The following is a 15,517-nucleotide window of genomic DNA, read 5'->3' as shown; positions in this document are numbered from 1 at the left end:
AAGCGGCGTGTTTCACGTGAAACACGCCGCTTTTTTCATGCTTGGCCATTCGGCCGAATTCGTGCCAAAACCGAACCCGTTATAATTCGCCCATACATTTTCCTTTGAAGGCTCACGCGATGATCTGGCGTGAGATCCGCGATGCTTTTTCCCACAGAATTTGACGTAATCGTTGTCGGCGGAGGGCATGCCGGCACCGAGGCCGCTTTGGCCTCCGCGCGCATGGGCAATAAGACGCTCCTGCTGACTCACAACATAGAAACGCTCGGTCAGATGAGTTGCAACCCGTCGATCGGCGGCATTGGCAAGGGTCATCTGGTTAAGGAAGTCGACTCGCTGGGCGGTGCTATGGCCGCTGCGACGGACGAGGGCGGTATTCAATTTCGCATCCTCAATTCGTCGAAGGGGCCGGCAGTGCGCGCCACGCGCGCGCAGGCCGATCGGTTGCTCTACAAGCAGGCGATCCGTCATCGGCTGGAGAATCAGCCGAACTTGTGGCTGTTTCAGCAGGCCGTCGACGATTTGATGGTCGAAGGCGACCGTGTAGTCGGGGCAGTGACCCAAGTAGGAATTCGCTTCCGCTCGCGCGCAGTCGTGCTGACGGCCGGCACGTTCCTCGACGGCAAGATCCACGTCGGCCTGAATAATTACACGGGTGGCCGCGCAGGCGATCCCGCGGCCGTGTCGTTGTCGGCTCGTCTAAAGGAATTGAAGCTGCCGCAGGGTCGTCTGAAGACTGGGACGCCGCCCCGTATCGACGGTCGCACGATAGATTTTTCGCAACTGGAAGAGCAGCCGGGCGACCTGGATCCGGTGCCTGTGTTTTCGTTTCTGGGCCGCGCTGAGCAGCATCCACGACAAGTGCCGTGCTGGGTTACCCACACTAATGAGCGCACCCACGAGATCATTCGCGGCGGACTCGATCGCTCGCCGATGTACACCGGCGTGATCGAGGGCGTGGGGCCGCGGTATTGCCCGTCCATTGAAGACAAGATTCACCGCTTTGCGACAAAGGAATCACACCAGATCTTCCTGGAGCCGGAAGGGCTGACGACCAACGAGTTTTACCCGAATGGCATATCCACAAGCTTGCCGTTCGATGTGCAGCTCGAACTCGTGCGGTCGATGCGTGGGCTGGAGCATGCTCACATTCTGCGGCCCGGATATGCGATCGAGTACGATTATTTTGATCCGCGGGGCCTGAAGGCGTCACTGGAGACGAAGGTCATCAACGGCTTGTTCTTCGCGGGCCAGATCAACGGTACGACGGGCTACGAGGAAGCAGCGGCGCAAGGGCTGCTGGCCGGCATCAACGCCGGGTTGTTCGTGCAGGGCAGGGATGCATGGTGCCCGCGTCGCGACCAGGCGTATCTTGGTGTGCTGGTCGACGATCTGGTGACCCGGGGCGTCTCAGAGCCGTATCGCATGTTCACGAGTCGTGCGGAATATCGTCTCAGTCTGCGTGAGGACAACGCCGATATGCGGTTGACGGAGATCGGCCGCGAGCTGGGGGTTGTCGACGACGCTCGTTGGGATGCGTTCAGCCGCAAGCGCGACGCTGTTTCACGTGAAACCGAACGGCTGCGGACGACGTGGGTGAATCCGAAGACCCTATCGGCTGATGAAGCAACCGCGTTGCTCGGCAAACCGATTGATCATGAATATAGCTTGGCGGAGTTGCTACGCCGCCCGGGCGTCAGCTACGACGGCGTCTGCGCGCTTCGCGAAGGCACTTGCGCTGCACCGGGCCCGTTGGCAGAAGACGAAGTCCTGCTGGCGCAGATCAAGGAGCAGATCGAAATCGGAATCAAGTACCAAGGCTATATCGACCGCCAGGCAGGCGAGATCGAGCGGAACGAGGCGCATGAGAGCACGCGGCTGCCGGAAGGCTTGGACTACGCCGAGGTAAGGGGCCTCTCGTTCGAGGCTCGCCAGAAGTTGACGCAGTTCCGTCCTGAGACCATCGGCCAGGCGTCGCGTATTTCGGGGATCACGCCAGCGGCCATCTCTTTGCTGATGGTGCACTTGAAGCGCGGGCTGGGTCGCCGCGCGACTAAGCCGGCCGAGCCCGGTGCCGACACTGCACCGGTGACCCAATGACCTCGAAGCAAAATGGAAGCGGCCGTGAAGCGCTGGCTCCGGTTCTGGCCGACGGCGTGGCTGAGTTGGGCCTCGATCTCGACGACACGCAACGGGCCAAGCTTCTCGAGTACGTCGCCTTGCTGGCTAAGTGGAACGCAGTGTACAACCTGACCGCGATCCGTGATTCGCGGCAGATGCTGATCCAGCACATCCTGGACTCGCTTTCGATCGTGCCGCACTTGTCGCAGCGCAAGCCGGGCTCCGTGCTCGACGTGGGATCTGGCGGTGGACTGCCGGGCATCGTGCTGGCGATCGTCAAGCCGGACTGGCGCGTCACGGTGAACGACATTGTTCACAAGAAAACGGCCTTTCAGGCACAGGCGAAGGCCGAGCTAGGGCTGAGCAACCTTTCGGTGGTGACGGGTCGTGTGGAGACGCTGCAAGCCGGCGCCGAAGTGCCGGCAAAGTTCGACGTAATCGTCTCGCGAGCATTCGCAGAGCTCGCCGATTTCGTTACACTGGCCCGTCATCTGGTCGCGCGCCATGGCGCCATTCTCGCGATGAAGGGCGTGCGTCCGGACGATGAAATAGCGCGCCTGCCAGCCGGCGCCCACGTGGAACAGACGGTGCGGCTCGCGGTGCCGTTCCTCGACGCCGAGCGGCACCTGGTCACGGTACTTGTCGACGAAGCGCGCTAGGCGACCACTCTTCACGTTGATCGCGTAATCGCATAGAGACAATCACATTCAAGCAGCAAAAAGGGACACTCCAACGATGGCAAAAATCTTCTGCGTTGCGAACCAGAAAGGCGGCGTCGGCAAGACGACGACGACAGTCAATCTGGCGGCCAGCCTGGCAGCGCAGGGGCAGCGGGTCCTTCTCATCGATCTGGACCCCCAGGGCAACGCCACAATGGGCAGCGGCATCGACAAGGCGGCGTGCGCGAACACCGTCTACGAAGTGCTGGTGGATGGCGTTTCCGTAGCTGAGGCGCGTATGCGTCCTGAAGCCGTCGACTATGACGTGCTCCCTGCTAACCGCGAACTCGCCGGTGCCGAGGTGGAACTCGTCAGCGTGCAGAACCGCGAGCGTCAGTTGAAGGCGGCGCTTGCCGCCGTGGAAGGCGAGTACGACTTCGTGCTGATCGATTGTCCGCCGGCCTTGTCGCTGCTAACGCTGAACGGTCTTTGCGCCGCCCATGGCGTCGTCATTCCGATGCAGTGCGAGTACTTCGCGCTCGAAGGGCTGTCGGATCTCGTCAATACGATCAAGCAGGTCCACGCGAACCTGAATCGTGATCTGAAAGTGATCGGTTTGTTGCGTGTCATGTTCGACCCGCGCATTACCTTGCAGCAGCAGGTCTCGGATCAGTTGAAAGAGCATTTCGGCGACAAGGTGTTCGACGCAGTGATTCCGCGTAACGTGCGCCTTGCCGAGGCGCCCAGCTACGGTTTGCCCGGCGTGGTATTCGACAGGGCCTCGCGCGGCGCGCAGGCTTATGTGCAGTTCGGCGCAGAAATGATTGAGCGGGTGCGCGCACTGAATGACGCGCCCCAGGCATCCTAAGTGGATCAAGGAAGCACAATGAACGCAGTAGCAAGAAAGAAGGGATTGGGCCGCGGCTTGGAAGCACTGCTTGGCGGCAGCGCCGACATCACGGAGGCGGTGGCGATAGAAGGCGCGCCGAACGTGCTGCCTCTGTCGAAGATGCAGGCCGGCAAATATCAGCCGCGCACGCGGATGGACGAGGGAGCGCTGCAGGAGTTGGCGGCCAGCATCCGCGCCCAAGGACTGATGCAACCCATCCTGGTACGGCCGGTATCTGCGGACAAGTACGAAATTATCGCGGGCGAGCGGCGTTTTCGCGCAGCGCGCCTCGCGGGTCTCGAGGAAGTGCCGGTGCTGGTCAAGGACGTACCCGACCAGGCTGCGGCAGCGATGGCGCTGATCGAGAACATTCAGCGCGAAGATCTGAACCCGCTGGAAGAGGCTCAGGGCATTCAGCGTTTGCTCGACGAATTCAATTTCACGCACGAACAGGCGGCAGAGTCTGTCGGCCGCTCGCGCAGCGCCGTCTCGAATCTGCTGCGTCTGCTGAACCTTGCGCCGCCGGTCCAGACCATGCTGCTCGCTGGCGATCTGGACATGGGGCACGCGCGTGCGTTGCTTGCAGTCGATTCCGCGACGCAGATCACGCTGGCGAATCAGGTCGTCAACAAGCGGATGTCGGTGCGCGAAACCGAAAAACTGGTGACGGCAACCGCGAAGGCGGCACCGGCGGTGAAGGCGCGCGCGAATCCGGACGGTGGGCGGGACACGCGGCGCCTCGAGGAAGAGCTGTCCGATCTGCTCGCCGCGACTGTCAAGATCAAGCTCGGCCGACGCGGCCGCGGCCAGGTGCTAGTGGACTTCGGCGATCTGGATGCTCTGGAAGGCATTCTGGTGCGCTTGCGCGGGAATGCCACTGCCTAGAGCGGAACGCTGCATACAGACTCATCCAGGTTGCAGTGTCGACAAAGCGCCGACACTGCTCTGATTTGGCTCGGATTCCTAACTAACTTCGGCTCGAACACAACCAGTCCGCGCCGCTCAAGTAAATCGCCAGTCGGCATTTGTTGCATTTTCGAGACGTCTGCTGCAGCGCTTTTTACCCAGCAGTGCGGGGCCGAAACTTGCCAGAATGCGTACAGGTTTTGCCTGCGCCCGACAGCCTTACATTTGGCGTGCTGCGCGCTGCCATGCGGCTTTTTCCACATTGCGAGGCGTCATTTCGCACTGTTTATTGAACGGCCTAAAGTCTTGAATTGCCTGCAACTATCGCTTACAATCGCCCGGATTTAATTGCACGGCAACCCCGTAAGCGCAGCGAAAGCTCGCTGATCGGAACGGCACTTTCGGAACACTGCGATGGCGGTCAAAGCGTCAAATCAAGCGCCGGAAAATGGGCGCGACAATGGGCGCGACGCGAGCCGCAATCGGCGCACCGTTCCGAATTCGCCCACCGCTCAGTCAGTCGCGCGCGAGGACTCGTGGGAGGCCGAGCAGGATAACAATATCGTTCCGCTTACCCGGGCCGAGGCAGAGAAGCTTTTTGGCCCGAACGTGAGTCGTCCATCGCGCGTCACTCCTTTCAAGGTCGTGGCAGCGCAAATGGTTTTGTCCCTGGTTGCGACGTTGGTGTGGTGGCTGTTCTACGAGCCACCGGGCGCTGCTGCGCTGTCCGCGTTCCTGGGGGGAGCGATCTGCTGGGTGCCGGGCGCATTGTTCGCGGCGCGACTGAGAACGCTGAGCGGTGCCGAGACAGTAATGAGCTGGGTGCTGGGCGAAGCGCTGAAGATGGGGGCGACGATCGCGATGTTTGTAGCCATCGCCTTCTGGTATCACGAGGTACGCTGGGTTCCGCTGCTCGTGACTTATCTCATCGCGCTCAAGACGTACTGGATTGCCTTGGCATGGCGCTAGGAAGCAACAGGTAACAGCAAAGATTCAAAGCCGGCGCATGGCGTCGGCTAGAGCGTGCGGATACGACACGATCCGCACCCGGCGCGTTCCCGCAATAGAGCATTTCGGCGGGAGCGGCCTAAGACGATTTTCGACAATTTGGGTGGCTTTAACGATATGGCAGCTAGCGAAGGCACGCGCGCAATGGATCCGTCCGAGTACATCGCGCACCACTTGCAGAACTTTTCCACCGCGCACCAAACGTCGATTTTCGACATTCACGTGTGGAATCTGGACACCCTTTTCTGGTCGATCGTTTGCGGTCTGGCCACCATCATCATCCTGCATCTCGCTGCCCGCAAGGCGACGTCCGGCGTGCCCGGCCGTTTCCAGTGCGCAATCGAAATGCTGGTCGAAATGGTCGAGGATCAATCGAAATCGATGATCCACGGCACGCGCACTTTCATCGCACCGCTGGCCCTGACGGTTTTCGTCTGGGTCGCGCTGATGAACTCGCTCGACTTTATCCCCGTTGACCTGCCGGGCCACGTGATTGGCTGGCTGGGTCTGTCCGAAGCCATCCCGCACCACCGTATCGTTCCGACTGCCGACCTGAACGGCACGATCGGCATCGCGCTCGGTGTGTTCGCGCTGATGATTTACTACAACTTCAAGATCAAAGGCGCCGGCGGCTTCGTGCACGAACTGCTGTCGGCTCCGTTCGGCGCGCATCCGCTCCTGTGGATCCCGAACCTTGCACTGAACATCATCGAGTTCGTCGCGAAGACGGTCTCGCTCGGCATGCGGCTGTTCGGCAACATGTACGCGGGCGAACTGTTGTTCCTGCTGATTGCCCTGCTCGGCAGCATCTGGAGCTTCGGCGCGGACACGACGGTGCTTGGCTTCATCGGCCACGTGATCGCGGGCAGCGTGTGGGCAATCTTCCACATCCTGATCGTTCTGCTGCAAGCGTTCATTTTCATGATGCTGACGCTGGTGTACATCGGCCAGGCACACGACACGCACTAACCTGCGCTGCCGTAGAAAGAATCGTAGTTTTTCAAATCCCAGTTCCAACCAGTTCTAAAAGACTTTTCACAAAGGAGTGATCATGCAAGCTTTCATCGCCAACATCCAGGGTCTGACCGCCATCGGTATCGGCATCATCATCGGCCTGGGTGCAATCGGCGCCTGTATCGGTATCGGCCTGATGGGCGGCAAGTACATCGAAGCATGTGCCCGTCAGCCGGAACTGATGAACCCGCTGCAAACCAAGATGTTCCTGCTGGCTGGTCTGATCGATGCGGCGTTCCTGATTGGCGTTGGTGTGGCAATGCTGTTTGCGTTCGCGAACCCGCTGCTGTCGAAGCTGGCAGGCTGAGGTTCCTCGGAAGTTTGCGCCTGAGCTATAACTAAAGGCGCAGGGCGGAACGGGCACTTGGGCGCTGATCGAGCACTGAATCGATGAGCGCCTTGCCGTTTCACTTTCCGAACTAGCAACGTTTAAGGAAACACCGTGAATCTCAACGCAACCCTGTTTGCGCAAATGGTCGTGTTCCTGATCCTCGCGTGGTTCACGATGAAGTTCGTGTGGCCGCCGCTGATCAACGCCCTCGACGAGCGCTCGAAGAAGATCGCTGACGGTTTGTCGGCTGCCGAAAAGGGCAAGGCAGAACTGGAAGCCGCTCACAAGCGCGTCGACCAGGAACTCGCCAAGGCACGCAACGACGGTCAGCAACGTATTGCCGACGCAGAAAAGCGCGCTGTTGCAGTCGCTGACGAAATCAAGGCTCAAGCGCAAGCTGAAGCCGCTCGCATCATCGCGCAAGCGAAGGCCGACGCGGAGCAGCAAGTGGTCAAGGCGCGCGAAACGCTGCGCGGCGAAGTCGCTGCACTCGCAGTGAAGGGCGCCGAACAGATCCTGAAGCGCGAAGTCGACCAGGCAGCGCACGCTGACCTGCTGAATCAACTGAAAGCTGAGCTCTGATCATGGCCGAACTTGCAACCATCGCCCGTCCGTACGCAGAAGCGCTGTTTGGCGTGGCCGAAGCTGGTGACATCGCCGCCTGGTCCACGCTCGTGCAGGAGCTGGCACAGGTTGCGCGTCTGCCCGAAGTGCTGTCGATCGCCTCGAGCCCGAAAGTAAGCCGCGCCCAGGTCAGCGAACTGCTGCTGGCTGCGGTCAAGTCGCCGCTCAAGGACAACGCGCAAGCGAAGAATCTGGTGCAAATGCTGGTGGACAACCATCGCCTGCAATTGCTGCCGGAAATCGCCGCGCAGTTCGAAGAGTTGAAGAACGCCCGCGAAGGGGCGGCCGATGTGCTGATTACCAGCGCATTCCCGCTCGAAGGCGCGCAGTTGAACGACCTCGTCGCAAGTCTCGAACGCAAGTTCAAACGCAAGCTGAAGCCGACGGTCGAGGTCGATTCGTCGCTGATCGGCGGCGTGCGCGTGACGGTCGGCGACGAAGTGCTCGATACCTCGGTCCGCGCGCGGCTTGCCAGCATGCAAACGGCTCTGACGGCCTGAAGCGCCTCGCGCCAGGCGGCTGGCACGCAACAGAATTGACTATCAGGAGCGAATAATGCAACTCAATCCCTCTGAGATCAGCGAGCTGATCAAGAGCCGGATCCAGGGCCTTGAAGCGAGCGCAGACGTTCGCAACCAGGGCACCGTGATCTCCGTGACCGACGGTATCGTGCGTATTCACGGTCTGTCGGAAGTGATGCAGGGCGAAATGCTCGAATTTCCGGGCAACACGTTCGGCCTCGCACTGAACCTCGAGCGCGACTCCGTCGGCGCCGTGATTCTGGGCGAGTACGAGCACATCTCGGAAGGCGACATCGTCAAGACGACGGGCCGCATTCTCGAAGTGCCGGTGGGCCCGGAACTGCTCGGCCGCGTGGTCGACGCACTCGGCAACCCGATCGACGGCAAGGGCCCGATCAACGCGAAGAAGACCGACGCAATCGAAAAGATCGCTCCGGGCGTGATCTGGCGTAAGTCGGTTTCGGAACCGGTCCAAACCGGTCTGAAGTCGATCGACGCGATGGTGCCGGTTGGCCGTGGCCAGCGTGAGCTGATCATCGGCGACCGCCAGTGCGGCAAGACCGCAGTCGCAGTCGACGCGATCATCAACCAGAAGGGCAAGAACCTCTTCTGTATTTACGTCGCGATCGGCCAGAAGGCTTCGTCGATCATGAACGTGGTGCGCAAGCTGGAAGAAACAGGTGCGCTGGAATACACGATCGTCGTCGCTGCTTCCGCTTCGGAATCGGCTGCCATGCAGTACCTGGCACCGTACGCCGGCTGCACGATGGGCGAATACTTTCGCGACCGCGGCCAGGACGCGCTGATCGTTTACGACGACTTGACCAAGCAGGCTTGGGCATACCGTCAGATCTCGCTGCTGCTGCGCCGTCCGCCGGGTCGTGAAGCGTATCCGGGCGACGTGTTCTATCTTCACTCGCGTCTGTTGGAGCGTGCTGCTCGCGTCTCGGAAGAGTACGTCGAGAAGTTCACCAACGGTGAGGTGAAGGGCAAGAGCGGTTCGCTGACGGCACTGCCGGTCATTGAAACGCAGGCCGGCGACGTGACCGCATTCGTGCCGACGAACGTAATTTCGATTACCGACGGCCAGATCTTCCTGGAAACCGACCTCTTCAACGCAGGTATCCGCCCGGCAATTAACGCCGGTGTGTCGGTGTCGCGCGTTGGTGGTGCGGCTCAGACCAAGGTCGTGAAGAAGCTGTCGGGCGGTATCCGTACCGACCTCGCACAGTACCGCGAACTCGCAGCGTTCGCGCAGTTCGCGTCGGACCTCGACGAAGCCACCCGCAAGCAACTGGAGCGCGGCCGCCGCGTGACGGAACTGCTGAAGCAGCCGCAATATCAGCCGCTGCAGGTGTGGGAACTGGCTATCTCGCTGTTCGCGGCGAACAATGGCTACCTCGACGATCTGGAAGTGTCGCAAGTTCTGCCGTTCGAAAAGGGCCTGCGCGAATACCTGAAGTCGAGCCACGCTGACCTGGTCAAGCGCGTCGAAGACAACAAGGAACTCTCGAAGGACGACGAAGGCCTGCTGCACACGGCCCTCAAAGACTTCAAGAAATCCGGCGCTTATTGATCCGCAAGTGATCCGCAAGGCATAAGCGGACGTCGAAGCGGCGCGCGCTGCGTGTGAATGCTGACGCGCTGCTTCGATCGCTTTGCATGGGACCCGGGTAGGCAATACGGCGCTCACTCGGGCCGACAAGGAGCAAGCAATGGCTGGAATGAAGGAAATTCGCGGCAAGATCAAGAGCGTGCAAAACACGCGCAAGATCACGAAAGCGATGGAGATGGTGGCGGCATCGAAGATGCGCCGCGCTCAGGAGCGCATGCGCGCTGCTCGCCCGTATGCCGACAAGGTCCGCGATATCGCTGCACACATGAGCCGTGCGAACCCCGAGTATCGTCACCCGTTCATGGTGTCGAACGAAGGCGCGAAGACGGCGGGCATCATCCTCGTCACGACCGACAAGGGTCTGTGCGGTGGTATGAACACCAACGTGTTGCGGGCGGCGCTGCAGAAGTTCAAGGAACTGGAAGGACAGGGCAAGACGATCGAGGCGACCGCGATCGGCACCAAGGGTCTGGGTTTCCTGAACCGCTTGCGCGCCAAGGTGGTATCGAATGTCGTGCATCTGGGCGATACGCCGCATCTGGAAAAGCTGATCGGCGCGGTGAAGGTGCAACTCGATCTGTACTCGGAAGGCAAGGTTTCGGCGGTGTATCTCGCATACACGCGCTTCGTCAACACGATGAAGCAGGAGCCGGTGATCGAGCAACTGCTGCCGCTCGCGGCAGATCAGTTCGAGCGCAAGGAAGAGCAGGGCGCGACGCCGAGCACCCAGTGGGACTACATCTACGAGCCGGATGCGCAGGCAGTGGTGGACGAACTGCTGGTGCGTTATGTCGAGGCGCTGGTCTATCAGGCCGTCGCGGAGAACATGGCGTCGGAGCAGTCGGCCCGCATGGTCGCAATGAAGGCCGCTTCGGACAACGCGAAGTCGGTCATCAACGAACTGCAGCTTGTGTACAACAAGAGCCGTCAGGCCGCGATCACGAAAGAACTGTCGGAAATCGTCGGTGGCGCGGCGGCAGTCTGACCTTCAGGTCGGACACGCCGCTTCGTGTGCGCCCGTGTGGCGCACCGTCTAGGCAACGGTCTGGGCGATCCCATCGAAACAGCGCCTTTGCGCGAGTGAAGAATTGAGTATCTAAAGGAAAAGCGATGAGTACTACTGCTTTGGTAGAAGGCAAGATCGTACAGTGCATCGGCGCGGTGATCGACGTGGAGTTCCCGCGTTCGGACATGCCGAAAGTTTACGACGCGCTCATTCTGGAAGGTTCGGAACTGACCCTCGAAGTCCAGCAGCAGCTGGGCGACGGCGTTGTCCGTACCATCTGTCTGGGTGCATCGGACGGCCTGCGCCGTGGCACGGTCGTCAAGAACACCGGCAAGCCGATCAGCGTGCCCGTCGGCAAGCCGACGCTCGGCCGCATCATGGACGTGCTGGGTCGTCCGATCGACGAAGCCGGCCCGATCGCAAGCGACAACATGCGCTCGATCCACCAGAAGGCACCGGCGTTCGACGAACTGTCGCCGTCGACCGAACTGCTCGAAACGGGTATCAAGGTTATCGACCTGATCTGCCCGTTCGCCAAGGGCGGCAAAGTGGGTCTGTTCGGTGGCGCAGGCGTGGGCAAGACCGTGAACATGATGGAACTGATCAACAACATCGCGAAGGAGCACGGCGGTTACTCCGTGTTCGCGGGTGTTGGCGAGCGTACCCGTGAAGGGAACGACTTCTATCACGAAATGAAGGACTCGAACGTTCTGGACAAGGTCGCGCTGGTCTACGGCCAGATGAACGAGCCGCCGGGCAACCGTCTGCGCGTCGCGCTGACCGGCCTGACGATGGCTGAGCATTTCCGTGACGAAGGCCTCGACGTGCTGTTCTTCGTGGACAACATCTACCGTTTCACGCTGGCCGGTACCGAAGTGTCGGCGCTGCTCGGCCGTATGCCGTCGGCAGTGGGCTATCAGCCGACGTTGGCTGAAGAAATGGGCAAGCTGCAAGAACGTATTACGTCGACCAAGACCGGCTCGATCACGTCGGTTCAGGCCGTGTACGTCCCTGCGGACGACTTGACCGACCCGTCGCCGGCTACGACCTTCGGCCACCTGGACGCAACCGTCGTGTTGTCGCGTGACATCGCTTCGCTGGGTATCTATCCGGCCGTGGACCCGCTTGACTCGACCTCGCGTCAGATCGATCCGAACGTGATCGGCGAAGAGCACTACTCGATCACGCGCGGCGTGCAGCAAACGCTGCAGCGCTACAAGGAATTGCGCGACATTATTGCGATTCTGGGCATGGACGAACTGGCGCCGGAAGACAAGCTCGCCGTGGCGCGCGCTCGTAAGATCCAGCGTTTCCTGTCGCAGCCGTTCCACGTCGCTGAAGTGTTCACGGGTTCGCCGGGCAAGTACGTTCCGCTGAAGGAAACGATCCGCGGCTTCAAGATGATCGTTGAAGGCGAGTGCGACCACCTGCCGGAACAAGCCTTCTACATGGTCGGCACGATCGACGAAGCCTTCGAAAAGGCCAAGAAGATCCAGTAAAGGTCGGGTGTAACGAAGCGGGCGCCGGCGTCCGCGCGATAACTGCCGAGTGGCGGTTGTCGCACAGCCGGCGTCTTCACTACGCTCAACCCGCCACAGGAGTCGACACATATGGCAACTATCAAAGTAGACGTCGTCAGCGCGGAAGAGCAGATCTTCTCGGGCCAGGCGAAGTTCGTCGCGCTGCCGGGCGAAGCGGGTGAACTCGGCATTCTGCCGGGCCACACGCCGCTTATCACGCGGATCCGTCCGGGCGCGGTGCGTATCGAGGCTGAAAACGGCGAAGAAGAGTTTGTGTTCGTCGCCGGCGGCATACTTGAAATCCAGCCAGGCGCTGTGACGGTTCTCGCCGACACGGCTATTCGCGGCAAGGATCTCGACGAAGCCAAGGCTGAAGACGCGCGCAAGCGTGCGGAAGAAGCACTGCAGAACACGGGCTCAAACCTCGAATACGCGACCGCTCAGGCGGAACTGGCGTATGCGACGGCTCAACTCGCTGCGATCCAGCGTCTGCGCAAGCTGCGCAGTCAAAACTAAGCAGCACGTATCAAAGAAAAAGCGGCCCGTGTGGCTGCTTTTTTTTGACTATGACTTGACGTTTACGGAAAGGTCAGCGAGATTGTCTGTCGCCGAACCGGCGGTGCAACTGCGGCGAGACGTGTGGCGGGAGGCGCTGGCTCCCTGCGGGTAAGACTTGATGCCGAACGGGCGCGCGCCGGTGGCACAATCGGTTTCAAATTCATTTCAATAGGGCGATCCTGCTCACGGAGACAGCACCATGGCAACGCAAATGTCGGGCGAAGGCGCAATCATCGAGCCGAAAGACGGACTCTCGTATGTCCGCGGATCGACAGACATTCGGTTGAGCGAGGCGACGATCGGCGAGTTTTTGCGCGAGACCGCCGGGCGCTTCCCGGACCGCCCGGCCGTGGTGTTCCGCGAGCAGCGCATTCGGTGGACGTGGAAAGAGTTCGCCGAAGAAGTCGACGTGCTGGCCGCCGGTTTTCTGGCGCTTGGCATCGTCAAAGGCGACCGCGTGGGTATCTGGTCGCCCAATCGTGTGGAATGGCTGCTGACCCAGTTTGCGACCGCGCGCATCGGCGCCGTGCTGGTGAACATCAACCCTGCCTATCGGCTGGCCGAACTCGAATACGCGTTGAACAAGGTCGGCTGCAAAGCGATTGTCGCGGCCGAGCGTTTCAAGACGTCGATGTATCTGGAAATGCTGCAGCAGCTCGCACCCGAACTTGCGACGCACGCGCCTGGCGAACTGCACGCGGCAAGATTGCCGGAGTTGCGCCACGTTATTCGCATGTGCGACACCGAAACGCCGGGAATGCTGAGCTTCTCCGACGTGATCGAGCGGGGGCGCGCGACACTCGACGTTGCGAAGCTCGACGCGATAGCTGCAACGTTGTCCTGCCACGAGCCGATCAATATCCAGTTCACCAGCGGCACCACCGGCAACCCGAAGGGGGCGACGCTCACGCACAGCAACGTGGTCAACAACGCCCGTTATATTGCGATGGCGATGAACCTGAGCGAGCAGGACGCGCTGTGCATCCCTGTGCCGCTCTATCACTGCTTTGGCATGGTGCTCGCGGTGCTGGCGTGCGTTTCCGTGGGCGCCAACATGGTGTTCCCGGGCGAGGGCTTCGACCCTGCCGCAACCCTGGCTGCCGTCGCCGAGGAGAAGTGCACCGCTTTGCACGGCGTGCCCACCATGTTCATTGCTGAACTGGATCATCCGGACTTTGCTTCATACGACCTCTCACGCTTGCGCACGGGCATCATGGCGGGCTCGCCGTGCCCGATCGAGACGATGAAGAAGGTGGTCTCCAGGATGCATCTGAGTGAGATCACGATTGCCTACGGCATGACTGAGACAAGCCCGGTCTCGTTTCAGAGTTCGACCACCGATCCGCTCGATAAGCGCACCACCACCGTGGGCCGGATTCAGCCGCATCTCGAGGTGAAAATTATCGATTCTCTGGGCAACGTCGTGCCCGTCGGGGAAATCGGCGAGCTTTGTACGCGTGGCTATTCGGTCATGCAAGGCTATTGGGGCGACGAGGAAAAAACGCGTGAGAGCGTCGTGGACGGCTGGATGCACACCGGAGATCTTGCGACGCTGGACGCCGAAGGCTATTGCAATATCGTCGGCCGCCTGAAGGACATGCTGATTCGCGGCGGCGAGAATGTGTACCCGCGCGAGATCGAAGAATTCCTGTTCCGCCACCCGAAAATCCAGAGCGTGCAGGTGTTCGGCGTGCCGGACGCCAAATACGGCGAAGAAGTGTGCGCCTGGGTCGTCCTGCATGCTGGCGAACACGCGACAGCGGAGGAGATCCAGCAGTTCTGTCATGGCCAGATCGCGCACTACAAGGTGCCGAAGTACATCCGCTTCGTCGACGAACTGCCGATGACGGTGACTGGCAAGGTGCAGAAGTTCGTGATGCGCCAGCGCATGATCGACGAACTCAAGCTGCAGGAAGGGAAGACCGCCTGATTGAATGGCACCCGCGACCAGGACGCTACAAAAGGCCGCCGCAGGGCGGCCTTTTCGTTGAATCCAATGATGGGAGTCCGAGCGCGGGCACAATACCGAACAGCCGCCAAATGGCCGGTAAAAGATGCTATCTTGCACTGCGCAAACGTTTGGCAAGACGAAAAAAAAGCGGGCCTGGAGCCCGCTAAAAACCACACGCTACGGGGTTAGCGCGAGGAGACCAAAGTAGGAACCGACTGAGACGACGACCCGGCGTCGACTACGGTCCCAGCAAGGATGCCCCTTCTCAGGGCTTCGGCATACGCCGACCGGCAAGTGCATCGTATCCGCTCACACCACGCACCCAGCCACATCCGTGTTGAAACCGTTGAGGGCATTGTGGGCGAATTAACCAGACAGCGCCGTAACAAAGTGTTTCAGGTTGTAACGCCCGCCAGATAAGGCGCCGCGGGATTTATTGCGTAGAACAGGCGTCAAATCAGCAATTTTTACCTATGACTGACCGGCAGTTTAATACGGTTGTTTAATGATATTCGCGACGCATAGCGCCGCATAAACCGTTAAGCCAATTCCGCATGAAATGGTTGCGTGTTCATCCTTTTGCTGGCGAATCGCCGCTGTTACAACTGTCTCGGGCGCTGCAGAATTTTTCGTCTGCGAATGCCGCACGGCAGATGCACCGCAACATACATCGGGCACCTCGCAGATCTGTAAGGGGCTCGTTCACTGGTCGCCCCAAAAACGACCGTCGCTGCTTCACGGACAAGGTCGGGCAGCCCTGCGTTACACAATGTGGGCCGCCCACCGTCCACCGC

General features: G+C 60.5%; 14 protein-coding genes. All 14 read left to right on the top strand.

The features are described 5' to 3' along the window. Positions 1-141: 141 nt before the first annotated feature. Complete coding sequence (mnmG, locus tag JNB89_RS26150) at positions 142-2,100, top strand: tRNA uridine-5-carboxymethylaminomethyl(34) synthesis enzyme MnmG (protein ID WP_220364143.1); 1,959 nt, start codon at positions 142-144, stop codon at positions 2,098-2,100. Further along, a complete protein-coding gene (gene rsmG, locus JNB89_RS26145) occupies positions 2,097-2,780 on the top strand; it encodes a 16S rRNA (guanine(527)-N(7))-methyltransferase RsmG (RefSeq protein ID WP_220364142.1) in 684 nt (227 codons plus the stop codon). Before mnmG ends, rsmG begins: the two co-directional genes overlap by 4 nt. A gap of 76 nt (positions 2,781-2,856) precedes the next feature. After that, on the top strand, positions 2,857-3,648 hold the full coding sequence (locus JNB89_RS26140) for a ParA family protein (RefSeq protein ID WP_013340944.1): 792 nt from the start codon (positions 2,857-2,859) through the stop codon (positions 3,646-3,648). 18 nt (positions 3,649-3,666) lie between these two features. After that, positions 3,667-4,554, top strand: coding sequence for a ParB/RepB/Spo0J family partition protein (locus JNB89_RS26135; RefSeq protein ID WP_013340943.1), 888 nt, complete (start codon positions 3,667-3,669; stop codon positions 4,552-4,554). 435 nt (positions 4,555-4,989) lie between these two features. Next, a complete protein-coding gene (locus tag JNB89_RS26130) occupies positions 4,990-5,544 on the top strand; it encodes an ATP synthase subunit I (RefSeq protein ID WP_013340942.1) in 555 nt (184 codons plus the stop codon). A gap of 156 nt (positions 5,545-5,700) precedes the next feature. After that, positions 5,701-6,552 carry a F0F1 ATP synthase subunit A gene (gene atpB, locus JNB89_RS26125; protein ID WP_015004084.1) on the top strand — a complete coding sequence of 284 codons (852 nt, stop codon included), beginning with the start codon at positions 5,701-5,703 and terminating at the stop codon, positions 6,550-6,552. An 82-nt stretch (positions 6,553-6,634) separates the two neighbouring features. Next, positions 6,635-6,904: a F0F1 ATP synthase subunit C gene (atpE, locus tag JNB89_RS26120; RefSeq protein ID WP_007180033.1), complete on the top strand. Its 270-nt coding sequence runs from the start codon at positions 6,635-6,637 to the stop codon at positions 6,902-6,904. A gap of 135 nt (positions 6,905-7,039) precedes the next feature. Then, entirely contained in the window at positions 7,040-7,510 is a 471-nt protein-coding gene (locus tag JNB89_RS26115; RefSeq protein ID WP_013340940.1) for a F0F1 ATP synthase subunit B, read from the top strand. A gap of 2 nt (positions 7,511-7,512) precedes the next feature. Then, positions 7,513-8,052, top strand: a complete 540-nt coding sequence (locus tag JNB89_RS26110; protein ID WP_013340939.1) for a F0F1 ATP synthase subunit delta — start codon at positions 7,513-7,515, stop codon at positions 8,050-8,052. A gap of 55 nt (positions 8,053-8,107) precedes the next feature. Continuing rightward, entirely contained in the window at positions 8,108-9,649 is a 1,542-nt protein-coding gene (gene atpA / locus JNB89_RS26105; protein ID WP_013340938.1) for a F0F1 ATP synthase subunit alpha, read from the top strand. Positions 9,650-9,788: 139 nt separating this feature from the next. Next, positions 9,789-10,673, top strand: a complete 885-nt coding sequence (gene atpG / locus JNB89_RS26100; RefSeq protein WP_013340937.1) for a F0F1 ATP synthase subunit gamma — start codon at positions 9,789-9,791, stop codon at positions 10,671-10,673. A gap of 125 nt (positions 10,674-10,798) precedes the next feature. Next, positions 10,799-12,193, top strand: coding sequence for a F0F1 ATP synthase subunit beta (atpD, locus tag JNB89_RS26095; RefSeq protein ID WP_013340936.1), 1,395 nt, complete (start codon positions 10,799-10,801; stop codon positions 12,191-12,193). Positions 12,194-12,304: 111 nt separating this feature from the next. Then, entirely contained in the window at positions 12,305-12,730 is a 426-nt protein-coding gene (locus tag JNB89_RS26090) for a F0F1 ATP synthase subunit epsilon (RefSeq protein WP_013340935.1), read from the top strand. A gap of 241 nt (positions 12,731-12,971) precedes the next feature. Further along, a complete protein-coding gene (locus JNB89_RS26085; protein ID WP_220364141.1) occupies positions 12,972-14,702 on the top strand; it encodes an AMP-binding protein in 1,731 nt (576 codons plus the stop codon). Positions 14,703-15,517: the final 815 nt, after the last annotated feature.

The sequence above is a fragment of the Paraburkholderia phenoliruptrix genome (genome assembly GCF_019511605.1).
GTDB classification, from domain to species: domain Bacteria; phylum Pseudomonadota; class Gammaproteobacteria; order Burkholderiales; family Burkholderiaceae; genus Paraburkholderia; species Paraburkholderia phenoliruptrix_A.
This window is presented reverse-complemented; position numbering and strand designations above follow the sequence as displayed.

Excerpts from the sequence above, each read along its gene's own strand:
- JNB89_RS26085 (WP_220364141.1), top strand. The coding sequence starts at position 12,972 with ATGGCAACGCAAATGTCGGGCGAAGGCGCAATCATCGAGCCGAAAGAC.
- JNB89_RS26140 (WP_013340944.1), top strand. The coding sequence starts at position 2,857 with ATGGCAAAAATCTTCTGCGTTGCGAACCAGAAAGGCGGCGTCGGCAAG.
- mnmG (WP_220364143.1), top strand. The coding sequence starts at position 142 with ATGCTTTTTCCCACAGAATTTGACGTAATCGTTGTCGGCGGAGGGCAT.
- atpG (WP_013340937.1), top strand. The coding sequence starts at position 9,789 with ATGGCTGGAATGAAGGAAATTCGCGGCAAGATCAAGAGCGTGCAAAAC.
- atpA (WP_013340938.1), top strand. The coding sequence starts at position 8,108 with ATGCAACTCAATCCCTCTGAGATCAGCGAGCTGATCAAGAGCCGGATC.
- JNB89_RS26135 (WP_013340943.1), top strand. The coding sequence starts at position 3,667 with ATGAACGCAGTAGCAAGAAAGAAGGGATTGGGCCGCGGCTTGGAAGCA.
- JNB89_RS26110 (WP_013340939.1), top strand. The coding sequence starts at position 7,513 with ATGGCCGAACTTGCAACCATCGCCCGTCCGTACGCAGAAGCGCTGTTT.
- rsmG (WP_220364142.1), top strand. The coding sequence starts at position 2,097 with ATGACCTCGAAGCAAAATGGAAGCGGCCGTGAAGCGCTGGCTCCGGTT.
- atpE (WP_007180033.1), top strand. The coding sequence starts at position 6,635 with ATGCAAGCTTTCATCGCCAACATCCAGGGTCTGACCGCCATCGGTATC.
- JNB89_RS26090 (WP_013340935.1), top strand. The coding sequence starts at position 12,305 with ATGGCAACTATCAAAGTAGACGTCGTCAGCGCGGAAGAGCAGATCTTC.
- atpD (WP_013340936.1), top strand. The coding sequence starts at position 10,799 with ATGAGTACTACTGCTTTGGTAGAAGGCAAGATCGTACAGTGCATCGGC.
- JNB89_RS26130 (WP_013340942.1), top strand. The coding sequence starts at position 4,990 with ATGGCGGTCAAAGCGTCAAATCAAGCGCCGGAAAATGGGCGCGACAAT.
- atpB (WP_015004084.1), top strand. The coding sequence starts at position 5,701 with ATGGCAGCTAGCGAAGGCACGCGCGCAATGGATCCGTCCGAGTACATC.